This is a genomic window from Microbulbifer mixtoriginis (SeqCode) (assembly GCF_052466715.1).
Genome location: NZ_CP174288.1, coordinates 1,002,633 through 1,024,370 on the forward strand (window position 1 = coordinate 1,002,633; position 21,738 = coordinate 1,024,370).

Annotated in this window: 22 protein-coding genes; 7 read left to right on the forward strand and 15 right to left on the reverse strand. The window is 48.9% G+C overall.

From position 1 onward, the window contains the following. Positions 1-19: 19 nt before the first annotated feature. The 8 genes from ACJJH9_RS04475 to ACJJH9_RS04510 form a co-directional block, all read right to left on the reverse strand. Positions 20-772, reverse strand: coding sequence for a hypothetical protein (locus ACJJH9_RS04475; protein ID WP_444924453.1), 753 nt, complete (start codon positions 770-772; stop codon positions 20-22). Next, positions 769-2,370, reverse strand: a complete 1,602-nt coding sequence (locus ACJJH9_RS04480; RefSeq protein ID WP_444924454.1) for an RNA-directed DNA polymerase — start codon at positions 2,368-2,370, stop codon at positions 769-771. The genes ACJJH9_RS04475 and ACJJH9_RS04480 overlap by 4 nt, the downstream gene beginning before the upstream one ends. 149 nt (positions 2,371-2,519) lie before the next feature. Beyond that, the gene (locus tag ACJJH9_RS04485; RefSeq protein WP_444924455.1) at positions 2,520-2,741 is read right to left on the reverse strand and encodes a hypothetical protein; all 222 of its coding nucleotides are present in this window, start codon (positions 2,739-2,741) and stop codon (positions 2,520-2,522) included. Between the two features lie 30 nt (positions 2,742-2,771). Further along, entirely contained in the window at positions 2,772-3,371 is a 600-nt protein-coding gene (locus ACJJH9_RS04490) for a hypothetical protein (RefSeq protein ID WP_444924456.1), read from the reverse strand. A 94-nt stretch (positions 3,372-3,465) separates the two neighbouring features. Next, entirely contained in the window at positions 3,466-4,569 is a 1,104-nt protein-coding gene (locus ACJJH9_RS04495) for a PIN domain-containing protein (RefSeq protein ID WP_444924457.1), read from the reverse strand. An 85-nt stretch (positions 4,570-4,654) separates the two neighbouring features. Next, positions 4,655-4,918: a hypothetical protein gene (locus tag ACJJH9_RS04500; RefSeq protein ID WP_444909075.1), complete on the reverse strand. Its 264-nt coding sequence runs from the start codon at positions 4,916-4,918 to the stop codon at positions 4,655-4,657. A 142-nt stretch (positions 4,919-5,060) separates the two neighbouring features. After that, positions 5,061-5,462 carry a hypothetical protein gene (locus tag ACJJH9_RS04505; RefSeq protein WP_444924458.1) on the reverse strand — a complete coding sequence of 134 codons (402 nt, stop codon included), beginning with the start codon at positions 5,460-5,462 and terminating at the stop codon, positions 5,061-5,063. A gap of 65 nt (positions 5,463-5,527) precedes the next feature. Then, complete coding sequence (locus ACJJH9_RS04510; RefSeq protein WP_444924459.1) at positions 5,528-5,914, reverse strand: hypothetical protein; 387 nt, start codon at positions 5,912-5,914, stop codon at positions 5,528-5,530. Positions 5,915-7,224: 1,310 nt separating this feature from the next. Here ACJJH9_RS04510 and csrA point away from each other — a divergent pair. Next, positions 7,225-7,413 carry a carbon storage regulator CsrA gene (gene csrA, locus ACJJH9_RS04515; RefSeq protein WP_444924460.1) on the forward strand — a complete coding sequence of 63 codons (189 nt, stop codon included), beginning with the start codon at positions 7,225-7,227 and terminating at the stop codon, positions 7,411-7,413. Between the two features lie 152 nt (positions 7,414-7,565). On the opposite strand, the gene ACJJH9_RS04520 is transcribed toward csrA, so the two are convergent. From ACJJH9_RS04520 to ACJJH9_RS04535, 4 genes are all read right to left on the reverse strand, one after another. Beyond that, positions 7,566-7,976 (reverse strand): DUF6746 family protein, encoded by a 411-nt coding sequence (locus ACJJH9_RS04520; RefSeq protein WP_252085007.1) that lies wholly within the window; start codon positions 7,974-7,976, stop codon positions 7,566-7,568. 405 nt (positions 7,977-8,381) lie between these two features. Next, positions 8,382-9,686, reverse strand: coding sequence for an adenosylmethionine--8-amino-7-oxononanoate transaminase (gene bioA, locus ACJJH9_RS04525; RefSeq protein ID WP_444924461.1), 1,305 nt, complete (start codon positions 9,684-9,686; stop codon positions 8,382-8,384). Positions 9,687-9,693: 7 nt separating this feature from the next. After that, the gene (locus tag ACJJH9_RS04530; RefSeq protein ID WP_444924462.1) at positions 9,694-12,144 is read right to left on the reverse strand and encodes an ABC transporter permease; all 2,451 of its coding nucleotides are present in this window, start codon (positions 12,142-12,144) and stop codon (positions 9,694-9,696) included. Beyond that, positions 12,144-12,866, reverse strand: a complete 723-nt coding sequence (locus tag ACJJH9_RS04535) for an ABC transporter ATP-binding protein (protein ID WP_252085010.1) — start codon at positions 12,864-12,866, stop codon at positions 12,144-12,146. The genes ACJJH9_RS04530 and ACJJH9_RS04535 overlap by 1 nt, the downstream gene beginning before the upstream one ends. 44 nt (positions 12,867-12,910) lie before the next feature. Between ACJJH9_RS04535 and ACJJH9_RS04540 the strand changes: the two genes are divergently transcribed. Together ACJJH9_RS04540 and ttcA are read left to right on the forward strand one after the other, a co-directional pair. Beyond that, on the forward strand, positions 12,911-13,579 hold the full coding sequence (locus tag ACJJH9_RS04540) for an arylesterase (protein WP_252085011.1): 669 nt from the start codon (positions 12,911-12,913) through the stop codon (positions 13,577-13,579). Positions 13,580-13,694: 115 nt separating this feature from the next. Further along, positions 13,695-14,612 (forward strand): tRNA 2-thiocytidine(32) synthetase TtcA, encoded by a 918-nt coding sequence (ttcA, locus tag ACJJH9_RS04545; protein ID WP_252085012.1) that lies wholly within the window; start codon positions 13,695-13,697, stop codon positions 14,610-14,612. Here the strand turns inward: ttcA and ACJJH9_RS04550 are convergent. Continuing rightward, the gene (locus ACJJH9_RS04550) at positions 14,497-15,102 is read right to left on the reverse strand and encodes a hypothetical protein (protein WP_252085013.1); all 606 of its coding nucleotides are present in this window, start codon (positions 15,100-15,102) and stop codon (positions 14,497-14,499) included. The two genes, ttcA and ACJJH9_RS04550, sit on opposite strands and share 116 nt — an antisense overlap. A 205-nt stretch (positions 15,103-15,307) precedes the next feature. Here ACJJH9_RS04550 and putP point away from each other — a divergent pair, with 205 nt between their 5' ends. From putP to ACJJH9_RS04565, 3 genes are all read left to right on the forward strand, one after another. Then, on the forward strand, positions 15,308-16,774 hold the full coding sequence (gene putP / locus ACJJH9_RS04555) for a sodium/proline symporter PutP (RefSeq protein WP_444924463.1): 1,467 nt from the start codon (positions 15,308-15,310) through the stop codon (positions 16,772-16,774). Positions 16,775-16,919: 145 nt separating this feature from the next. Beyond that, complete coding sequence (locus tag ACJJH9_RS04560) at positions 16,920-17,432, forward strand: O-acetyl-ADP-ribose deacetylase (RefSeq protein WP_252085015.1); 513 nt, start codon at positions 16,920-16,922, stop codon at positions 17,430-17,432. A gap of 104 nt (positions 17,433-17,536) precedes the next feature. Continuing rightward, positions 17,537-18,001, forward strand: a complete 465-nt coding sequence (locus tag ACJJH9_RS04565; protein ID WP_252085016.1) for an Mpo1 family 2-hydroxy fatty acid dioxygenase — start codon at positions 17,537-17,539, stop codon at positions 17,999-18,001. Positions 18,002-18,076: 75 nt separating this feature from the next. On the opposite strand, the gene ACJJH9_RS04570 is transcribed toward ACJJH9_RS04565, so the two are convergent. After that, on the reverse strand, positions 18,077-18,562 hold the full coding sequence (locus tag ACJJH9_RS04570) for an Lrp/AsnC ligand binding domain-containing protein (protein WP_152452263.1): 486 nt from the start codon (positions 18,560-18,562) through the stop codon (positions 18,077-18,079). 198 nt (positions 18,563-18,760) lie between these two features. Here ACJJH9_RS04570 and ald point away from each other — a divergent pair, with 198 nt between their 5' ends. After that, entirely contained in the window at positions 18,761-19,906 is a 1,146-nt protein-coding gene (gene ald, locus ACJJH9_RS04575) for an alanine dehydrogenase (protein ID WP_252085017.1), read from the forward strand. Positions 19,907-20,259: 353 nt separating this feature from the next. Here ald and ACJJH9_RS04580 read toward each other — a convergent pair whose 3' ends face one another. Beyond that, entirely contained in the window at positions 20,260-21,621 is a 1,362-nt protein-coding gene (locus tag ACJJH9_RS04580) for a substrate-binding domain-containing protein (protein ID WP_444924464.1), read from the reverse strand. Positions 21,622-21,738: the final 117 nt, after the last annotated feature.

Genomic DNA, 21,738 nt, shown 5'->3' on the forward strand with positions numbered 1-21,738 from the left:
TAGTATTGCTTTACATTTTTTAGAACGCTGTATCAAGCTCAATCCCTCGGCTACATAAAAAATCAATAATGTCTGAAAAGAGCTCTGATGTAGATTGACCTCCAGATGTCCTATATATCAGATGGTCAATTGAAAACTTATAGCACTGAGCTTTTCTCGGATTGTAGAAACCTGCATATTTCCAGCGTCTATTGCCTGTAGAATGTTGCAACGCCAAATAAATCAATAGTTGCTTAATATCTTTTCCTGCTATGTTTCTAGAAACCGTTTTTACTTCATAAAGAGTGTCATCGATCGATAGATCAGCTTTGCATAAACCCAGAAACCCTGCTCCTGCCACCTGCGGGCTAAATTCGACGTTGGTTGCGCCTTGTTTATCAATAAAGTAATCGTATTGCTCTGCAAGTATAAGAGATTCTTCAACCTCTTTTTCATTTAGAACAATGCTTTCATCTTCTGTAGAGTATTTTTTAAGAAAAGATACTGCGCTCAAATAAGCTGAATCAATGTTGTTTTTATCAAGCTTTAACTCGTCAATCCACAACGATTTTTCTTGTGCCAACTTAGCTAGCTGAAAGGCAAATTCTGCTACCAAGTCATGCTTTTGTACTTGGCTGCCTATTGGCACTCGTTTTATTTCTGTCAGGGGATATTCAGTTAAGTCATTAAGGTTTGCCTCATTAAAAACTCTAACAAAAGAAGAGGTTAGCAATGGCAGTGATTCGTTCCAAAACCCCTTAAATTCTGAAGCAATACTTTTTTCAGAAATCATAATGGAAACTTCATTTTTTTTTGGAATCTGTTTGAGTACCAGTCTCTAATGATTTTTTCAGGCTCACCCCATGTATCTTTTGTGTGGATTCGCCAATGCTTCCCCTCATCACCTAATGAGTAAGATGCAATTATTAGAGCTCTCTTTTCCCATTCAGTAAATCCACTATACTGACCCTTAATATCAGTTAACCAATAGTGGCACTCCCAACTTGCCATCACCATAATCACTTGCCTCTTAATTAACGGCTTTGTCGTTCTGTCAAAAATACTTATAAGTATTTCTTCCTTCGTAAGCGATCTTCGTTTTGATAAGGCTAATACATAATAACTTATGTTCAGGTCGACACTTAACAGCTGCGACCCTTTCTCGTAGAGGGCAACCAATTGTTTATCTATGAACTCTTGGCCATAGTCTGGTATATCGTCATAAACACCTTTGATAGCTCTCATTACCAGAACGAAAACTGGTGAAAGCACTGTGATGTTATCTCCCTCAAGAAGAGTAGATATCGCCCCATACTTTTCATGTGGCTCCAAAGCATCAATAGCATTGATTGCTTGCTTTGTTACTGTCGCGTCTATTGTTGTTTTAGAAACTTCTCTGCCTAGAATGCCAATAATATCTACGTCTTTGACTGCTGACTTGAGCGCTTCATAGTCCTCGTCGGCTGTATCTGAATAAGGATCATAACGCAACGATATATTTAGTAGTTTTTGTTCTTCTTCTGCTAAAGGGTCTTGTTGACTGGCAGGGTCTAACATTCTTGCAGTTTCCCTGAACTCTTCAGTTGTGATTATCTTTGTTTTTTTCTTCTGCAGCGATAATCCCTCATTATGTAACTTCTCCGATAAAAGCACTAAAACTTTATATGCATCAGACTTACTTTCACAAAAAATACAATAGTCATCTGCATATCGACAGAACTTTATATTTCTTCTAGAAAGTTGGAGATCAGTTGTGACTAAAGCAAGTTCGGCTAGAATTCTCGACGCAGGGCCTCCTACAGGTAGGCCATATGAGACATTCTTGGAGAATGAAAATAATAAGTCCATTATTCGCTTGGGCGTATCGCCAACATCTGGCAGCCGCCGAAGCGCATTCTCAATTCTATGATGATAGATTCTTGGATAAAAATCAGCTATGTCCGTAACCACAACATACTGATAATCATTGCTCAGCTCTAATCCCTTTTGCTTATAGTCATGCCATGTGCTAGGTAGGAATAGTTTAGCTGCATCCTGATCCCATGAGTATCTATAAGAATAAACTGAGCCTTTTTCTATAGGTTCTCTAGTAGCTTCAATTTTCTCTGTAATTGAAATAACTAATGCTAGATAATAAACATTCCAAAATGGTTCTATTTGGGTAGCCCATCTGAATCCTGTATATCCGACTTGAGTAAGAGTTTCTAAGGTTGATGGTGGCGACTGCGCCATGTAATTTTCAAAGTTAGCATGCATGTCTAACAAGATCTTTTTGCATTCTTCTGGATGGTCAAAAAATACATGAGTCTCAAAAGGAAATGGGAATACATCAGTATCACCATGGCGAGCAATATTTTGAATTGCCAAATCTATTGCTGTTTCTATATTCATTCATTTTCCTTGTGGTGCACTTTCTTGTTGCGAAATGTAACGCAAAGCACATGGGCGATTTTGTGTTTTGGCCTGCTTTATAGGTCGAAACACAAAATTTTCCTCGTGCCGTGTATTGTTATGTATGGAGTGTCTAAGCATATAGAGCGTCAATCAGTTCTTTCAGCGTCTCTGATTTCGCCAATATTCTTAGCAACTACACCTACCTGATTGCGGGAAATAAGCTTGTTAAAAACTGCCTTGAATTCCATACCATTATTTTTCTCACGCCATTCCCTTTCAACTGCATCAATTTTGAACGTAATCCCGTCCTCTGAACTTTCAAAAATCAATTCAGCCATATCGCAAACTAGAATATCAATATCCTTCATATACTTCCTTAATTACACATAACAGTTTTATTATGTTTTTATGCCCAGTTCTATGGCTGCAGTTTCATGGAGCACTTGTAGAACAAAGATGGTTTGTGGAATATTGACGTATTCAGTACTCTTTTCATAAATGTACCGCCAGTTAACGAAAGCATGATTTATACTTTTCAGGTGGTCTTTGAATAAAACCCCTTGCTCCACCTCATACTGGAATTCAAAGTTTTTACAGGTTTTGTTTATTCTGTCTTTTACTTTGTTAGGCAACGACTTAAACAAGGCAGTTAAAACATGAGATTCTGTAACCTCACCATGAATTTCTTGAAGGCACTTAAGGTACATCTCGGCGCTGAAAGCCGCATTAACAACAAAAGGAGTGATCCCTTGCGGGTTTCTGGGTAACGACTTTAAATCCTTCTCATATATATGTGCGGATGCGTTAGCAAATGACTGAGCCTGGTTATAGATCATCTCTGCCTTTGGTATGTCGCGCCAAAGCCCTTTAGACTTGAGTAGCTCCTGAGCTAGCTTAGCGGCCTCTTCTTGATCTTCGACATCTTTGACATAGCCTACAGGCTTGTTGTCACACATCACTGTTTTCATACCTTTCGGTGGCTTAATGTCGATATCCATATTAACTCCGAGCTATCCCGAAATAGAACGCCCGCATTTGCGGCTGGTTTGGAGCGCAGCGGAAAACCAGTCCGACAACATGCGCTTGTTACGTTTATTCATCAAAGAGCTCATGCTCTTCAATTTCAATAAGTTCCCCATTATCAGGGTCGAGTTCTATGTAAGAGTCTTCGATATAAACTTCATTTAGTGCTGTATTTACAGCTAAGCCATCCTCGAAGTCTATCCATGCATAAGCTTTGCAAGTTACTATATCTCTGACTTTTCTACTCGTTTGAGCCGTAAATAGGTATTTCTTATCTTCGGAATCCCAGATCGAACGGTCATAATCTGTCAAGCTATGCCAAGCTTCGACAGCAAACTTAACAGTTAATGAAAACTCTGCATACTCTCGATCAGCTTTAATAATGTTGGTATCAACAATCTCTAGATCGTATGCGTTGACATCAGTAACTTCATCATCAATATCGTAGCCTGAAGTTGAATATTCAAGATCATTAATGCTTTCTTCAAGGCTTCTTGTGATCTCATCCAAACACTCACCAAACCTGTCATTAGCGAATTTCGCGAGATCTTTGAGTTCTTCATCGTTGTTAATGACTAAATTGATAAACCCATCGAGATCTGAAACAGCTTCAAGCCAACCATCAGAGGTATTACAAAAGCTATCCATATCTCCGTCTTTACTCAAAATATAAACACGCGCATTCTTTTGCTTTGCCCATTCCAATAGTGAAATAAGCATTAAAGCATCTGGGAATTCATCTTTTTTCTTACCACTGAATGGAGGCGTTTTCTTGAAATAATGCTCAGTAACAACGGATGGTTTAGCTAAATCAATATCCACCCACTCATGGACTGCTTCATCTTTAAATTCTGCATATTTTTCTAAAAGCAACTTTTCAGTATCACTTTTAGTTAACTCTTCGAAAATCCCATGATGCTTCAGATCAGGAAGATTTCTAAGAACCTTAATTGTTTTTTTAAATTCTTTTACATGCTTCGCAGCTTCATGAGCTTTCTCTGCAAGGTGGGAGGTTATTTCTCCATCAATTACAGGGCTCATTAGTAAATAGAGATTTTGCTCACTGCATAAACCTTTGAATCTACCGAGTGCGTGCTGATGAAACTGATAGTTTTTACTCTCATACATTGAGGTATCAACAAACACATATCTTGTTTCTAACTCTTCTGGCACTCATGTCTCCTTGAAACGTAACGCCGCTAGCACCGAGCGAAGCACGCAGTGCGTAGTCCGGTGCCTAGCCTGGTTAAATGCATGATTAGGCATCTGCTCGTCTTTTCAGCTTGACGCAGCACAACGTTGTAAACATGTAGCTGCCTTTTTCATGCTCTACTTCTACAACGACATTATCTTTTTCTAAAACGTTGTCTGTTGTAACCCATTGCAAAAATCCTTCTTCTAGTTCGCTGTGAGAATAGTCTTCTCCGAGCATTACAACATTTGCAGATACGAATTCGTTTGGGCCCACATCGTATTCAACGATATCACCCAATTTTACTTCTTCTCCAGATTCGTATTGCATAAGCATTTAACGCCGCCGGCAGGGGCAGCTTACCTTGTGCGCATTTTGCGCGAAAATGGGAGCGCAGCGACCTGCGCAAAACGTGCACAAGGTAAGCTGTCCCGCGGAGGGCCGTCGGCCCGGAGCAAACTGCCCGGCTTTGTTAAGGTTTGCGGGGGCGGATGTCACTAGGATTTACCCCTACGCTCTTTACTTGCCACAAACCAGAACTCATATGAAAAGCTACTATTTTTTCTCCGACCTGGACATTAGGAGAACCGCACGAGCCAAGCTCAATTTCGACTAATTTCTCTTCTAAGGCGGCGCCTAATAATGTTTCCACGAGCGATACTTTAATGGTGCGATCATATAGGCCCGATATTTCCATGGGAGGGAATTGGTCTTCAGTAACATTTTCGATGCTTTTTACTCTGAGACTAGTGACATACCCTACATAAATACCTTTCGAATTTTTTATCAAGTGGGCAGTGGTTTCCTGCGGTATTTCACAAGCATTTGTCACTTGGCAGATAAGACCAAGAAGTAGAACCACAATGTATTTCATACTTGAAACCTTAACGCCCCAAGCTGCGGCGCGAAGCGTCCGACAGCCTTGGCTTGTTAACTGCTTTAACTGTCGTTGGCATCTAGTGCATAAAGTGTAAATTTTATATCAAAACCTAGTTCGACTACGTTGCGAAGTAAGTCCTGAGATAACAAGTTGGTTACGTGCCCTTCGTCACCGCTATCATAGCCTATATCGAATATGCGCCTGCTACACCTTGAAACTAATGCTTTTGATTCTGACGATAACGAATCTAGTAATTGAATAAACACTTCCAAAACATCCGCTGGATTATCACTATTCATTGAACATTCAAAGGCCAGATTATATTCGCCATCAACAAATTGATCCGTCAGCGGATATATCTTTTCCTTGAGTTCTCTTCCGATTGAAGACAAATCTTCTACAGAGAAGAGTTCAAGATCTACGTTGATGAACGATGTTTGAGTCATAGTATTCAGTTAACAGCTATATAGTAATCATTCTGACCACTATTATCCTGATTGTTATCTCAGAATCAATTTCTACGCTAAGGCCTAAATTTTTATTTAAGACCATAGACTTAAAGTATCCTGATACATCCGTACAAACTGGAAAAACGATCACTTTGACTACTATCCTAATTTTAACGTTAGCCCGTAACCCATTGATTTCATGATTTTTTTTTGGGTTTATCTTCTTGTTCTCCAATATCACGGTCAATATGATCGCAAATCCCTAAGCTAGCACTCGCCAACTTTTACAGGCTGGTATTAGTTGGGGAGTGGTTAAGGTATCCAGGGTTCCTCTGAATCACTCTGTAATATCTCTGCGGATCTTGAAGGCTAAAGATGTTAGGTGCAGTTCGCCGCGAATGGACGTAGCCCTTTGCAAGCGTTGCAAAGCAGCAGATGTGGTCTTCAAGGGTCGGCCTGAGGGGCTTTCATAGCGATTTATGCACCATGTTGAGACTTCTTCTAAGGTCTAGTCATTCCTGTGGAACTGCGCTTTTATTGAAACCACTCTGTAAGTAGAGGCATCACTGGGTTATTCAGAGGCTCTTAAGTCTCGCAGTAATATTCTAAAAGTCTGCAAGTTACTTTGGTCTATGGAGAGATTTTTTCTGTAGATATGTGGAGTACGTATTAAGTCGAAGCATTGATGATCTAATGTTGTCTGAACTCCAGCGTGGGAGCGGTGGGTATATTAATCTAAACGGCCATTTTTATATGCAACCGAAATTTTTAATGAGTGAGTAACAAAAAATATAGGCACAAAAATAATCTTATTAGATTTTATTAGGATTGTTTTAGTGTCAAAGCCACGTAAAATCGATAGATATTTATTGGTAGTTTGGCCGCGATTAATAAGCCATCTAAAGGCAACAATCAAAGCAGCTCGGTTCAAGAGTATCGAGAGAATCAAGAACCCAAGAATCCTCTAAAAATCACCCCTCAAAGGAGAACGGTAGCGTGAAGTAAGAATAAGTAAAAGGCGCTGACCCAAGGTGCTGGAACACCTGGGGCCAGCTAACCAAGTTGATAATCACAGTATCAAAGTGGCTATATGCATAGTACGCTACAAACCCGCTCGTCTTCAATAAAGTGGAGCACAATCAGCGGCTTGGAGAGTTTCCCCAAGTCCTGGGGGCGTTGCGTCTGCCTTTTTTTATTCTATGCCTACCGTTCTCGCGCACCTCCTCGTAGTTACTCAAAACATTTCTATTCAAGCTTTCCCATTATGGAAGGTCTATCTTTGGTTTGAGTATCAGTAGGAAACAAATATGTTGATCTTAAAGCGCCGTACAGGCGAAAACTTACGGATTGGAGCGAATGTCTCAATCACAGTATTAGGCGTTAAGGGTAATCAGGTAAAGGTGGGAATACTTGCTCCAAAATCCCTGCCCGTACACCGTGAGGAGATTTATAGGCGGATCAAAAGGGAAGGAAATATGGACAATGGGAATCGCTGAGAATTTGATCGAGATGGTGGCGCTTAGCCATGAATGGGTTGTGTTGCCATTGAAGGGCTAACTAATGATAGTTAGCCCTTCAATTTTCAATCGAACCAGACGAGCCTCTCGCTGCGACTAGAGCCAATGTTTAAGCTCAGGAATAAGCTTTATTAGTGATGCTTAAACCCAGCGGCAAATTTGTCTGCTAATTTAAAGTATTCCTTTAGGTCCTTACGGGTCTTTTCTGTGCGGTTGTTCTCGGAGTTAAGATGGATATTCTCCACAACAACGGCAATTTCTTTTGCCAGCTCTTGCTTGTCACCCTTTAGGTTCTCAGCGAAAAACTCAACACTTTTCTCAAGCGTGTAGGTGATGACATGTATCTGGTGAAGCTCAGCAGCATCAAGCTTTTGCTTGCTCTTAATTTCTGCGGTTTTCTCAACGAAAATCTTCTTGGCATCCTTCATCGAAGTAACATCCGCGACTTTAAGGTGCTGAATGGGCTTTTCTCCAGAAGCATCGCTAGCTTGCGCTGTGGTAGCAAAAGTAACCGCAAAAAGTAGTGCAATTAAAATTCTCATCTTTCCTCTCTGACGCCCAAACTTTAAGGGTTGGTAAGGCATTGATCGGGCGAGGTGAATGCCAAACGCTTAACAGTGATCATTTTGCTCACTTTGATCGCTATCGTAAATGAGGATAACTATCATTAAGATTTATGATACAGGAATTTTTAGGTGCTCAAAACATTTGTCGTAAAAATTGCGATCAAGCTGATCGAAATTTGTAAGGAATAAGAAAATTGAATCTGGAAAGGATGCGCAGGGGAGGGGGCAACGGAGGTTTTTAGCCAGGAAGAGGCGACTCCCGTATTATGGAATTTGATCTGTTAACCCTCTCTTCGTGTAATAAAGAGAAGGTTATTTACAGAAAGAGCCGGTTAACTCTGTATTATTGAGACCGGTTTCACAAATTAATTGGTACGAAGGCTAGGAAATCTCTCCCAGAACATTAACCATCGCCGAAGTTAATTGGCTGAGGTCTTCTTTCGAAATCACATAGGGCGGCATGGCGTAGACCAGCTTGCCGAAGGGGCGCAACCAAACTCCGCGTTCGATTAGAGCTTCCTGTACTTTGGCCGTATTTACCGGCTCTCGCATTTCCACCACGCCAATTGCTCCAAGGGCTCGAACATCGGCGACACCCGGTGCGGATTTTAATGGGGCTAGCTGTTCGGTCAGCTGTTGCTCGATTGCGGTTACTCGCTCCTGCCAGGGTCCGCTGAGTAGCAGTTGAATACTGGCATCGGCGACGGCACAAGCCAGGGGGTTACCCATAAAAGTGGGGCCGTGCATAAATACACCGGCTTCCCCTCGGCAAATACCTTCAGCTACTTTATCGGTACAGAGAGTGGCGGCGAGGGTCATGGTGCCGCCGGTGAGGGCTTTGCCCAGTGTGAGGATATCCGGGGTGATATCGGCGTGTTCACAGGCAAATAACTTGCCGCTGCGGCCAAAGCCGGTAGCGATTTCATCGGCGATTAATAGCAGATCGTGCTCGTCACAGAGCTCGCGTACACGGCGCAAATAATCGGCAGAATAAAAACGCATGCCGCCAGCGCCCTGGACGATCGGCTCTAAAATAATCGCGGCCAGTTGATCGCGGTTTGCTTCCACTTGCTGGCGCAGTTCGGCGATATCACTGTCACTACAGGTGTTGCCAAAGGGAACCTGTGGTGCGGGGGCGAACAGGTGCTGGCTCAGCTGCCCGGCAAACAGGTGATGCATTCCGGTGACCGGGTCACAGGTGGCCATAGCTCCGAATGTATCACCGTGGTAACCATTGCGCAGGGCGAGCAGTTTGCTCTTCTGGGGTTTTCCCTGGGAGTGCCAGTATTGAATGGCCATTTTAATGGCCACTTCCACAGACACTGAACCGGAGTCAGCCAGAAATACCCGGTTGAGGCCGGGTGGAGTGATTTCCACTAATTTCTTGCACAGCTCGATTGCCGGCTCGTGAGTTAAACCCCCGAACATCACATGGGACATTTTGTCCATCTGATCGCGCATGGCCTGGTTTAGCTCGGGCACATTGTAGCCGTGCAGGGCACTCCACCAGGAGGACATGCCGTCGATCAGGCCGCGCTCGTCTTCCAGGTAAAGTCTTACCCCTTCGGCCCGCGCTACCGGATATACCGGGGGCGGGTCGATCAGGGAGGAATAGGGATGCCAAATATGTTTGCGATCGAAATCCAGGTCCATAAAAACTACATCTTTATTCTCAAGAGCCGACATTCATCAGTTAGGCCAGTTCGCGCAATACTCTGAGCGGGGGCTGGCTGATCGAGCTGTAACAGGCCAGGGTACCGGCGGTGCCAACCAGTACTGCACCGGTGAGTGGTCCGGTTAGCCAAAGGACTGGGTGCAATATCACCGGCAGTTCAAAGACCCAATAAGACAGCACAGCCAAGGTGGCTTCAGCACCGATAGCCGCGAGCAAACCGGCGGCAAAACCCAGTAGGCCAAATTCCAGTATCAGGCTTCTCAGTAACAAGCGCCTGCGGCCCCCCAGTGTGCGGATAATTGCCGCTTCCTGCAATCGCTCGGCGATACTGGCGCGGACCCCGGCGATTAATACCAGGACCCCGGCAACCAACATCAGGGTCATAACCGATTCGATAGCGAAGGACACCTGGTTAATGGTGTCGCGGATACGCTGGATGATCTTATCCAGCTCTATCACACTGACGCTGGGGAAGGCGCGAACCAGATCGTTGACCAGCAGCTTGTCCTCCGGTGGGAGGTAAAAACTGGTGATATAAGTAGCCGGGAAATCATCGATAGTGCCCGGTGCAAATATCATATAGAAGTTGGGGCGCATGCTGTTCCAGTCCAGCGAGCGGAAGCTGGCTACGGGGGCTTCTACTTCGAGTCCGCCGATTGAAAAGCGCAACTGATCTCCCAGTGATAGCTCCAGCTGGGCTGCCAGCTCCACTTCTACGGAAACACCTTCGCTGGCTTTGTCCCACCACTCGCCTTCCAAGATGCGGTTATCCGGCGCCAGGGTATCGGTGTAGCTCAGGTTTAATTCCCGGCGAACGCCGCCGGGACGATCTTTTTTCTCCTTAATTGAGACGCCGTTAATTGCCACCAAACGGCCGCGCACCATGGGGTAAAACTCGGTGCTGCTTACCTCGCCCTCTGCCAGCATATTTTCCATGGTTGGAACATCGTGGGGGGCGATATTCAGGAGGAAGTGATTGGGGGCTTTTTCCGGTAATTGCATCCGCCATTCGTCCACCAGGGCGGTGCGGGCAAAGACCATGGCCAGCATGGCCAATAATCCGGTGCCAAAAGCGGCAATCAATAGGGTGTTAAACGCGGCTCGGCGTTGCAGGCTACCCAGGGCAATACGCCAAGCGCCCCCAAGGGAGGCCAATTTGCCGCGCACCAGGAGGCGGTTAACCAGGGCGCTGCCCGCTACCAACAGGAGCATGCCGACAAACAAGGCGAGCGTCATAAGCAGGCTGCCGGACAGCCACCAGATCAGAAGCAACATGGCGCTGGGGCCGAGAATCAGCCCGAGCCATTCGCGTCTGTCCGGGTTACTCCAGTCGTGCCTCAGGGTTTGCATTGGGTCTGTACGCGCCAAACGGAAAAGTGGCGGCAGGGCGAAGCCCAGGGCGCAGGCGAGGCCGGTGGCGAGTCCAATCAGCAGTGGGCTCCAGCTGGTGGCCGGCGGTTGAACCGGGAAGAACCCTTCCATCAGGTTGACTGCCTGGCTCTGGATAAAGGTGCCCAGTGCCAGCCCGATAGCGGTGGCAATCAGGGTGAGGGCGGCCAGCTGCCCCAGGTAGATACCGAGAATTTTATTGCGCCCGGCACCGAGGCTTTTCATTACGGCTACGTAGGCGCCGTGGCGCAGTCCGTAGCGTCTGGCTGCCAGGCCAACGGCGACGCTGGCGAGCAGTACGGCCAGGCTGGCGGCGAGAAACAGGAAGGACTCGGCTCTATCCAGGGCAGAGGCAACCCGGGGCTGGCCTTCGCGCAGGTCCAAGATCCGCTGGTGTTCAGTCAGTTGAGGTTTGAGCCAGTCAAAGTAATCCTTCAGGACTTGGTCATCGCCAGCAAACAGATAGCGGTAGCGCACACGGCTGCCGGGCTGGATTACACCTGCGGCGGGCAGGTCGGCGGTATTGGCTAATACTCGCGCGCCCATATCAAACAGACTGGTGCCCCGGTCGGGTTCCCGCTCCAGTATGGCTGTCACTTTCAGTTGGGTGTCGCCGAGGGCGATAGGATCGCTGAGCTGGATTCCCATCAAGGGTAGAAGGCGGGACTCCACCCAGGCTTCTCCCGGGGGAGGTCCTTGCGGTGCCACTTCCCCTGGGCCGTCCGGGGACTTGCTGATTTCCAGTTGCCCCACCAATGGATAGCCTTTGTCGACGGCTTTGACCGAGACAAACTGGAACTGGTCGTTGGCAGAGATCATGGATGAAAACTGGACTATCTGGGCCTGTTCCAATCCCTTTTTGTCGGCTTCCTCCAGCCATGCGCTATCCACAGGCTTACTGCTGCGCAGCACCCGCTCTGCGGCCAGGAAGGTGAGGGATTGCTGCTCCATGGCGCGGGTAAGGCGGTCGGTGAAATGGGCGATCGCAGTGACACAGGTAACAGCCAAAATCAGGGCTGAGGCAATTAGCGCCAACTCGCCACCGCGCCAGTCCCTGAACAGCAATCTAAGTGGCAGCATCAGGCGGATACCTCCGAGAAGTTGTCGTCACCGGCGAGGGGCTCGTAAGACTCCACGGCACCTGCAGACATACGCAAGTGAGTGGCGCAACGTTCAGCCAGGCGCTGCTCGTGGGTCACCAACACCAGAGTGGTGCTGGATTCGGCATTGAGCTTAAAGAGTAAATCGATGATCTTGGCGCCGTTGCCGGCATCCAGGCTGCCGGTGGGTTCGTCGGCAAAAAGGATAGCGTCCTCGCCGCTGAAGCTGGCGAATGCCCTGGCAATGGCGACCCTTTGCTGCTCCCCTCCGGAGAGTTGGCGCGGGTAATGGCCCAGGCGATGCTCGAGTCCGACCTTGGCCAGGAACTCCTCCGCGCGTTTGGCGGCGCCGCGTTCACCGCGCAGCTCACTGGGCAGCATGACATTCTCGCGAGCGGTGAGACCGGGTAGTAGCTGGAAGGTTTGGAAGACAAACCCCACACAGCGGGCGCGCACCGCCGCACGTTGCTCTTCATCCATGGCGGTAATTTCTTCCCCGGCCAGCCAGATTTTTCCCTCACTGGGCTTGTCCAATCCAGCTAATAGACCGAGCAAGGTGGACTTGCCGGAACCTGAGGCACCGGTCACAGCCAGACTCTCTCCACGCGCCAGCTGCAGGGAGATATTGTTTAATAGGGTCAATGGCCCTTCGCTGGTGGAGACTCTGTGATACAGGTTTTCTGCCGTAAGAATGGCGGACATACTGTGTTCCCTATACGGATGCGCGAATTTTTGGAGAGTATGACATGACGACAGCCATTTTTCGGCAGATGGCGGCTCAATTCAGCTTGGTACTGTTGCTGTTTATCCCCATTGGAGCTGCCCAGGCAAGTAAGGCAGATACCTTGTTGGTCTTGGGTGACAGTATCAGCGCGGCCTACGGTATCAATGAAGAGCAGGGGTGGGTGCAATTACTGCAGGAGCGTTTGCAGGAAAAGGGCAAAAAAGTTCGGGTGATCAATGCCAGTATCAGCGGAGAGACGACTTCTGGTGGATTGACGCGTCTGCCGCGCCTGATGCAGGAGCACAATCCGCGTTGGCTGATTGTAGAGCTGGGCGGCAATGATGGTCTGCGGGGATACCCTCCCCAGTCTTTACAGCGCAACCTGATGGAGATGGTGAAACTGGCGAAGAATTCTGGTGTAGAGGTATTGCTGCTCGGCATGCGTATCCCGCCCAACTACGGCCGCGCCTATACCAATGCCTTTGCCGCTGTTTACCCCAAGGTGGCCAAATCCGAGCAGGTCGGGTTGGTGCCCTTCTTCCTGGAAACTGTCGCTCTTGAAGACGGCGCCATGCAATCCGATGGTATCCACCCAACTGCCAAAGCACAGCCTGCCTTGCTGGAGCATGTTTGGCCCTGTGTTGAGTTCTTGTTAGCGGATAAGTCGGATGGGGAGTCGTGTACTCCGTGATCGAAATGCGTACAATCGCGCCCCCTAGCAATATGAAAGCCTCGCTCCACACAGATAGGCGATGGCTGTGACCCCCAGCCCCGGTCACCGGTACCGAAATAGTTAGAGAGACACCATGTCCGAAGTGGAAAATCGCCGCGAGCGACTCGAATTCAACAAACTGCAGAAACGCCTACGCCGCCATGTGGGTCGCGCTATTGCCGACTTCAACATGATTGAAGAGGGCGACAAAATCATGGTTTGCTTATCTGGCGGTAAGGATTCTTACGCCATGCTGGATATTCTGCTGAACCTGCAAAAAACCGCCCCGGTGAACTTTGAGTTGGTGGCGGTGAATATGGACCAGAAGCAGCCTGGTTTCCCTGAACATATACTGCCGGAGTATCTTCGCTCCCTCGGCGTGCCACACCATATCGTAGAGAAAGATACCTATTCGGTGGTGCAGGAAGTGGTGCCAGAGGGCAAGACCACCTGTAGCCTTTGTTCACGACTGCGTCGGGGTACCCTTTACGGCTTTGCCGAGGAAATCGGTGCTACCAAAGTGGCCCTTGGTCACCATAAAGACGACATTGTCGAGACCTTGTTCCTGAATATGTTTTACGGTGGTCGCCTGAAGGCGATGCCGCCCAAGCTGCGTGCCGATGATGGGCGCAATATTGTGATTCGCCCGCTGGCTTATTGCCGAGAAGAGGATATTGCCCGTTACGCGGAGTTCAAGGAATTCCCCATTATTCCCTGTAATTTGTGTGGTAGTCAGGAAAACTTGCAGCGCCAGGCGATCAAGCAGATGTTGCGGGAGTGGGACAATAAATTCCCAGGGCGTAGTGAAAATATCTTTGCCGCATTAACACGTATATCCCCGTCGCAATTGGCGGACAGGGATCTCTACGATTTTGAAAGTCTGGAATTGGACCGCTCTAAGCCGTCGGCTGCCGAGCGCCCTGACCATTTAATTCAGCGCCAGGTGAATTCGTGGGAGCCGGACGATGCCCAGGAGGTTGAGCCCCAGTATATCTCGGCGCTGAATTTGTAGGATCTGCACCGCTTACCAGCTGGGCATAGCTGCATTCAAAATCCCGCGTAGTGGCACTGGGTCCGTGATGGAAGTGCTGGTGCCACAATCGCGCCATTTTGGCCACATCGTGGGTGTCTGATTCGGGTATTTTGTGCACTTCTGCCGAGCGGTAAACCAGCCAGGCGATAGCGGTGGCATAGCGCAGGTTGGTGGTCAGTTCGCTGTGGGGGTGGTCGAGAAAATCCCGTTGGCTGGCGAGCCCTCGAATTTTTGAGGCCAGTGCGGGGTGATCAATCAGGTAGTTATCCCAGATTTCCCGGTGTGTATGTGGCTGGATTTGATAGATCCCCAACCCGTGGCGCCGTCCCTGCTTGAGATGAAAGCCCAGCTGTGACTCCTGTGCAGCGGTGCCCAGCAAAAGGTTTTCCATGCCCTGGCTCCAGGCTCTCAAGTGCTTGAGGGTTGGACGGATAACCTGGAGGCGCAGTTCGTCCAGACAGATGCCCATAGTATTGTCTTTTTTCTGTGGTTGTTCTGAATATTTAGTTTGTGGATTGAGTTGGCGCCAGCCGTTAAGTAGATTTACGCGCAATAAACATAATTATTTTTGAAGTGGCTCCGGTTCTGTAGTGCATTTTGCTCAAAAAGCGAGCAAGTGTCGCAGTCATTGCCTTCTTTCGGTGCCATTCCGTTTTTGAGCAGAAGGAATTCCCATGTCCGCACAGTGGCTCGTCGCCCTAACTTTTATCGCCTACCTGGCTCTGATTCTGGTGATCGGTATTTACGCCTATTTACGCACCAAAAATGCCAGTGACTATTTCCTTGGTGGCCGTTCGCTGCCCCCAGCTGTAGCAGCCTTGTCGGCTGGCGCTTCGGATATGAGCGGATGGTTACTGCTGGGTTTGCCCGGAGCTGCCTATGCTGCAGGCCTCTCTGCAGGCTGGATCGCTATAGGCCTGTTCTCGGGAATTGTGTTGAGTTGGGTTAGCATGGGGCGTCGCCTGCGTATTTATACCTATGAGTTGGATGACTCCCTCACAGTTCCCGCTTACCTGGATCGTCGCTTCAAAATGGGGCACCCCTACCTGCGCACGGTATGCGCGGTCTTTATCCTGCTGTTTTTCCTCTTCTATGTGGCTTCTGGTCTGATTGCCGGCGGTAAGCTATTTGAAACGGTATTCGGTTGGGATTACCACTGGGCGGTAATTGTTGGTGCTATAGCTGTCATTTCCTACACGCTGTTTGGTGGGTTCCTGGCGGTATCCTGGACTGATGTGTTTCAGGGCTTATTAATGAGCGCTGCTCTGATTGCCGTACCATTGGTTGTGATTTCTGACCAGGGCGGTTTCTCCGCCAGCTGGGCCCAGTTGCAAGCGCAGCAACCGCAATTAACGCATTGGCTCACAGATGGCAGCGGCCAGGCATTGGGCTTAGTGGCGATTCTCAGCTCTTTGGCCTGGGGGCTGGGTTACTTTGGTCAGCCCCATATCCTGGCGCGCTTTATGGCAGTGCGCAGCCCTGATGATGTGCCGGCAGCGGCAACCATTGCCGCGGTGTGGTCCCTGATCGGTTTTCTCGGCGCCATGGCGGTGGGTCTCTTTGCCCATCTGCAAATGGAACAAGGGCTGCCCGATGGTGAGACTGTCTTTATGGAGCTGGTTCAGGTGTTGTTCCACCCGATTGTTGCCGGTGTGCTGTTGGCAGCGATCCTCTCAGCCATCATGAGTACGGCAGATTCCCAGCTGTTAGTGTCATCTGCGGCACTGGCGGAAGATATCTATCATGTTTGGTTTGGTCGCAAGACCAGTCCGGAGGCCATGGTTAAAGTGGGGCGCTGGGCTGTTGTTGGGCTCTCCCTGATCGCGGTGTGGATCGCGATGGACCCGGATTCCAAGGTTTTGGATGTGGTGAGCTATGCCTGGGCAGGACTCGGTGCCGCGTTCGGCCCGGCACTGTTGATCAGCCTTTACTGGTCCCGTATGACGGGCAGTGGAGCCATTGCCGGGGTTGTTGTCGGTGGGCTTACTGTAGTGATTTGGGAGCAGCTGTCTGGGGGAATCTTCGATATCTATGAGTTGCTGCCAGGTTTCATTTTCTCAGCAGCTGCTATCGTCATAGTTAGCGCGCTGACGAAATGCCCGGAAACTGTGGCCTCCCAACACAAGAAACTGCTGGGATAAGCCCGGGGGCTGCGGGGCCCTGTTGCATTGGCCCGGCCACTTGTCTGCAGTGCAGAGGACGCGTCCTACTCATGGGCGCGACTGTTGTGAAGCGAAAAGGATTTCCATCCGCAGCGATTATTCAAATAGCGGTTGGAGATACTGAGTGATCAAAGTTCATCTCGGTGATATCACACGATTGAACGTCGATGTCATCGTCAACGCCGCCAATACACGCCTGCTCGGCGGTGGTGGTGTGGACGGGGCCATTCACCGTGCCGCAGGTCCTAAGCTACTGGAAGCTTGTCGAAGTATCGGCGGCTGTCCAGTTGGCGAGGTCCGTGCTACCAGCGCTTTCTCAATCCCCGTTAAACGTATTTATCACACGGTCGGACCCGTTTGGCGCGGGGGCCGCCTGGGTGAGCCAGAGCTGCTATCGAGCTGCTATCGCCAGTGTCTGGCCTTAGCGCGGCGAGAGAGCATGTACTCTATAGCCTTCCCCGCGATTAGCTGCGGTGTTTACGATTACCCTCCCAGGCAGGCTGTGGAAATTGCTGTAGAGCAGGTACAGCAACACCAGGAGAGGGAAGGGGCGCCAGTGAGTATTGTTTTTTGTTGTTTCGACGAGGAAATGGCAGAGCTCTATCACACCCAACTGGATGCCTATGTGCGGCGTTAGCTGATTACTTTGCGCTTTTGCCTGATACATTCGGCCATTGATTGCGTTGCAGCTGTTTAGCAAGATGAGCGTCTGACAATAAAAAATAAGAAAAGGAGATTGTCATGCGCAGTGCCCAACAGTGGTTTGCCGAATATGGTGAAAGCCATCAGAACCCCGTCAATAAATCGATTCACTGGATTGCGGTACCAGTGATTTACGCCACCGTCGCTGGCCTCTTATGGGCCATACCCCAGCCGCAATTTATGGCATCAATACCCTGGTTAAATTGGGCCGTAGTGATCACAGTGCCGGTGATGTTGTTCTATTTCGCCCTGTCATTCTCCATTGGCCTGGGGATGACTGCACTAACGCTGGTGTGCCTGTGGGCCTGGTCTGTGGTAGAGCGGCTGGGAATACCCGTCTGGCAAACCGCGCTGGGACTGTTTGTGCTGATGTGGATTTTTCAGTTTATCGGTCACCATATCGAAGGAAAAAAACCTTCCTTCTTCAAGGATATTCAATTCCTGCTTATCGGCCCCGCCTGGGTGATAGGCTTCATCTATCGAAAGCTCGGAATTCAGTACTGATTTCATGTGCTGTTAGCAAGCAAGAGAGGCGATGGATCAGTCGTCTCTCTTGTGATCTAACTCCGCAAATTGGGGCTAACGGTTGTAATGGACCGGCACCTCTAAAGTCTCTTTCACTTCCTCCATTACCACATAGCTGGTGCACTCCTGTACCTCCGGTAGGGTCAAAAGGGTCTCACCATAAAACTTACGGTAGGCGCTCATATCGGCAACTCGTGCCTTGATCAGGTAATCGAAGTTGCCTGATACCAGGTAACACTCCTGTACTTCCGGCAGGGCTGCTACAGCATTGCGGAACTCCTCGAAGGCGTCCTGGGCGGAACGGTTTAGGCGAATCTGCACAAAAACCACCAGGGCTGCGTCGAGAAACTCTGGATTGATCAGCGCGGTATAGCCCTGAATAACCCCATCGTTTTCCAGCCGTTTCACCCGCTCGACACATGGCGTAGCAGTCAATCCCACTTGACGAGCTAGCTCTGCATAGCTGGTACGGCCATTTTTTTGCAGAACCCGCAAGATATTGCGGTCTACGGTATTCAGCTCTCCCGCGCGCTTGCGCATATCTTGTTTCCTTTGTGGGCGATCAGATCAAAAAACAGTCTTGTTACTATTGTAAGCAGTTGATTCCACTAGTTTGTTAAAAATTCTTGTAGAAATCCACTTTTAGAGTGGCCCTATACTGGGTAAAACACAGAAAGTAGGTGTAGCTCCAAGCTTTTTGCGGAGACTACGCCAAACGCAGAGATTAAGGAGCAGAAAATGTTGATTGGCGTCCCGAAAGAGATCAAAAACCACGAGTACCGTATTGGCCTGACGCCGTCTAGTGTTCGCGAACTGATCGGCCATGGTCACCAAGTAATCGTACAGAAAGATGGCGGTGCTGCTATCGGTTTTACTGATGAAATGTACGAGCAGGCCGGAGCCAAAATCATCGAGACTCCGGAAGAGATCTTTGCTACTGCCGATATGATCGTCAAGGTGAAAGAGCCGCAGCCCAATGAGTGCGAAATGCTACGCCCAGGGCAGGTTCTCTACACTTATCTCCATCTTGCTCCAGACCCCAAGCAAACCGAGCTGTTGGTGAAATCTGGTGCAACCTGCATCGCCTATGAAACTGTGACTGACCGCTTTGGCGGCCTGCCTTTGCTGGCCCCCATGTCCGAAGTTGCCGGCCGTATGTCTGTACAGTGTGGTGCGCATCATCTGGAAAAAGCCCAGGGCGGCCTCGGTGTACTGCTGGGTGGTGTTCCCGGTGTTGCACCTGCCAAAGTGCTCATTATCGGTGGTGGTGTTGTTGGTACCAATGCCGCCAAGATGGCGCTGGGTATGGGTGCCGACGTCACCATCTTGGATCGTTCATTGCCACGTCTGCGTCAGCTGGATGACATTTTTGGTGGTGCTGTACGCACCGAGTACTCCACGAATGATGCGATTGAAAAGCACGCCCTGGAAGCAGACCTGGTCGTAGGTGCAGTGCTGATTCCTGGCGCCGCAGCTCCCAAGCTGCTGACCCGCGATATCATCAGCCGTATGAAGAAGGGTGCAGTGGTGGTGGATGTAGCTATCGACCAAGGTGGCTGTTTCGAAACCTCCAAAGCGACCACTCACCAGGAGCCCACTTACGTTGTCGATGGTGTAGTGCACTACTGTGTGGCCAACATGCCCGGTGGTGTAGCGCGTACCTCCACCATGGCTCTGAACAACGCTACCCTGCCTTACGCTGTAGCCTTGGCAAACAAAGGCGCTAAGCAGGCGTTGCTGGATGATGCCAACCTGCTGGAAGGTCTGAATGTTCACGCCGGTATGGTGACTTACAAGGCAGTTGCCGATGTACTGGGATATGAGTTTGTAGATCCGAAGCTGGCTTTGCAAAAAGTAGCTGAGGCGGAAGGCGCCGTAGCTTAATGTGGTGCGGCTGCGTCAGCCGCACCTTGAACAAGAAAGCGGTAACGCGCTTGTTTTGAAGGGAAATTTTCCCCGGAGCGCTCTTTGGCGTTCCTCTCTGTGAGACCTGGTGGCTTGTGCCACCATTGTAGCCGCGTTTAAACGCGGCTTTTTTATTGCTAATTTATCGTTACCCTTGAACGATAGCTCCGCTCCCCCTAAAAAAATAATTTTACTCCTTAACTATTTTTCATTTCTCAACAAATACAGTGAATTGTGTCGTAAAAAAGGAGGCCGCGGTGGCCTCCCTTTAGATATCTATTTATCCAGCCTTATTCGTTTCTTCTTCCCTGATTCTGGCCGGACTTTAATGGCTAGAGTAGCCAAACTTCAACTCGACGATTTTTAATTTTTGCGCTGGAGTTATTCGAGGCGATTGGGAGGTAAGCACCAAAACCCTGCACTGGCGCAGTACTAATTTTATAATCGCGCAGAGCTGAACGTACGGTAACTGCGCGAAGTTTGGATAGGATAACCGAACGTTCAGGGCTGACCTTCTCATCGCCAAACCCGACAAGTAATAGTTTTCGTCCTTGGTTCTGTGGCTTTTCCATGTACTTTGCCAGTCTTTCAATATCCTGCTGAGCCTTGTTATCCAGGGAGGCACTGCCCTCGGAGAAACGGAAATTGATACTGAGTCGCTCAGCATTTCGGGTAAGCTTCAAATATTCATTTGGTCCTTCCCGAGAATCCTCTGGTTTAAAGCCGATGGGAGTTTGCGCGACGAATCCAGAGGATTTCACCTGTTCCTGTCCCAGCTCACTCTGTACAAAACGCAGAAATTCTTTCGCTGTAGAGTTGGAGGAATAAATCGGAGTGTATAGGAAAAGGCGGCGTGACAGAGGGTAGTCTTCCGTAGCAATGGTTAGGTACTCTGGAGCCTGCGGCAGTGTATTTTGGTCAGAAACGGCAACAGCCTTTGCTTGACGGATGGATGCTAGCCCAACAAAACCGATTCCGCGCGGGTCAGAGGTAACACGGTCGGAAAGTTGATCATTGGACTCGAAGCGCTTGGCCCTGCTGGTGAGAGCGTAACGCTTGCCAAGCACCAAGCTTTTAAAGGTATCCCAGGTGCCTGATTGGTCGTCTCGGGCATAAACGTTAATTCGCCCTTTGCCTTTACCGAGTTCCGACCAGTCTTTAATTTGACCAGAAAAAATAGCACTTATTTGCTGTAGGGTCAGTTGGTGAAGTGGGTTGCGTGGATGCACTATTATGGCCAGTCCATCTATGGCAATGACATGCTCCGCATTGCGGCTGCGCATATCGCCCAGCATGCTCAGCTCTGTGAATTCACCGTCTTTGATCGGGCGCGAAGCCATGGCGATATCGGCCTTTGCCAGTTTTAACCCAGTAAAACCCGTACTGGAGCCATGTGCAGCAATATCGACAAATACAGAATTGCTGCCAACTTTTGCCTGAATACGGACTTCGTTGGGGGCGTCTAGTGGCTGGACACTAATGTCACTCGCCCCTTTCGCAGTGAAATAGTCTTGAACCAAGTTGGGTGCCAATTGTGCGCCAATAGTATTGGAGCCGTGTAGGCTAAATAACTTTCCATTGCTGTCTGAAGGAAAAGGAGGAAGTTCAGCGGTGGCGAAAGGGCTTAGAAGGTTAGTAGCAAGCAGTATTAATAGTATTAATGAGCGGCACAGTCGTTGAAGAAAAAGGTACATGTGATCTCAGAGCCTAGGGAAGTAAAACGAGGCCGCAAAATATGTCTTAATTGTGACAAAATGATGAAATATTCATGAAGGAAGCGTGCAAAAGTCACAAATTTGAGTCCAGGACAA

What these genes read in the sequence shown, in the direction of transcription:
- ACJJH9_RS04475 (WP_444924453.1), bottom strand. Translation starts at nt 772, where the DNA reads ATGATTTCTGAAAAAAGTATTGCTTCAGAATTTAAGGGGTTTTGGAAC.
- ACJJH9_RS04480 (WP_444924454.1), bottom strand. Translation starts at nt 2,370, where the DNA reads ATGAATATAGAAACAGCAATAGATTTGGCAATTCAAAATATTGCTCGC.
- ACJJH9_RS04485 (WP_444924455.1), bottom strand. Translation starts at nt 2,741, where the DNA reads ATGAAGGATATTGATATTCTAGTTTGCGATATGGCTGAATTGATTTTT.
- ACJJH9_RS04490 (WP_444924456.1), bottom strand. Translation starts at nt 3,371, where the DNA reads ATGGATATCGACATTAAGCCACCGAAAGGTATGAAAACAGTGATGTGT.
- ACJJH9_RS04500 (WP_444909075.1), bottom strand. Translation starts at nt 4,918, where the DNA reads ATGCAATACGAATCTGGAGAAGAAGTAAAATTGGGTGATATCGTTGAA.
- ACJJH9_RS04505 (WP_444924458.1), bottom strand. Translation starts at nt 5,462, where the DNA reads ATGAAATACATTGTGGTTCTACTTCTTGGTCTTATCTGCCAAGTGACA.
- ACJJH9_RS04510 (WP_444924459.1), bottom strand. Translation starts at nt 5,914, where the DNA reads ATGACTCAAACATCGTTCATCAACGTAGATCTTGAACTCTTCTCTGTA.
- csrA (WP_444924460.1), top strand. Translation starts at nt 7,225, where the DNA reads ATGTTGATCTTAAAGCGCCGTACAGGCGAAAACTTACGGATTGGAGCG.
- ACJJH9_RS04520 (WP_252085007.1), bottom strand. Translation starts at nt 7,976, where the DNA reads ATGAGAATTTTAATTGCACTACTTTTTGCGGTTACTTTTGCTACCACA.
- bioA (WP_444924461.1), bottom strand. Translation starts at nt 9,686, where the DNA reads ATGTCGGCTCTTGAGAATAAAGATGTAGTTTTTATGGACCTGGATTTC.
- ACJJH9_RS04530 (WP_444924462.1), bottom strand. Translation starts at nt 12,144, where the DNA reads ATGCTGCCACTTAGATTGCTGTTCAGGGACTGGCGCGGTGGCGAGTTG.
- ACJJH9_RS04535 (WP_252085010.1), bottom strand. Translation starts at nt 12,866, where the DNA reads ATGTCCGCCATTCTTACGGCAGAAAACCTGTATCACAGAGTCTCCACC.
- ACJJH9_RS04540 (WP_252085011.1), top strand. Translation starts at nt 12,911, where the DNA reads ATGACGACAGCCATTTTTCGGCAGATGGCGGCTCAATTCAGCTTGGTA.
- ttcA (WP_252085012.1), top strand. Translation starts at nt 13,695, where the DNA reads ATGTCCGAAGTGGAAAATCGCCGCGAGCGACTCGAATTCAACAAACTG.
- ACJJH9_RS04550 (WP_252085013.1), bottom strand. Translation starts at nt 15,102, where the DNA reads ATGGGCATCTGTCTGGACGAACTGCGCCTCCAGGTTATCCGTCCAACC.
- putP (WP_444924463.1), top strand. Translation starts at nt 15,308, where the DNA reads ATGTCCGCACAGTGGCTCGTCGCCCTAACTTTTATCGCCTACCTGGCT.
- ACJJH9_RS04565 (WP_252085016.1), top strand. Translation starts at nt 17,537, where the DNA reads ATGCGCAGTGCCCAACAGTGGTTTGCCGAATATGGTGAAAGCCATCAG.
- ACJJH9_RS04570 (WP_152452263.1), bottom strand. Translation starts at nt 18,562, where the DNA reads ATGCGCAAGCGCGCGGGAGAGCTGAATACCGTAGACCGCAATATCTTG.
- ald (WP_252085017.1), top strand. Translation starts at nt 18,761, where the DNA reads ATGTTGATTGGCGTCCCGAAAGAGATCAAAAACCACGAGTACCGTATT.
- ACJJH9_RS04580 (WP_444924464.1), bottom strand. Translation starts at nt 21,621, where the DNA reads ATGTACCTTTTTCTTCAACGACTGTGCCGCTCATTAATACTATTAATA.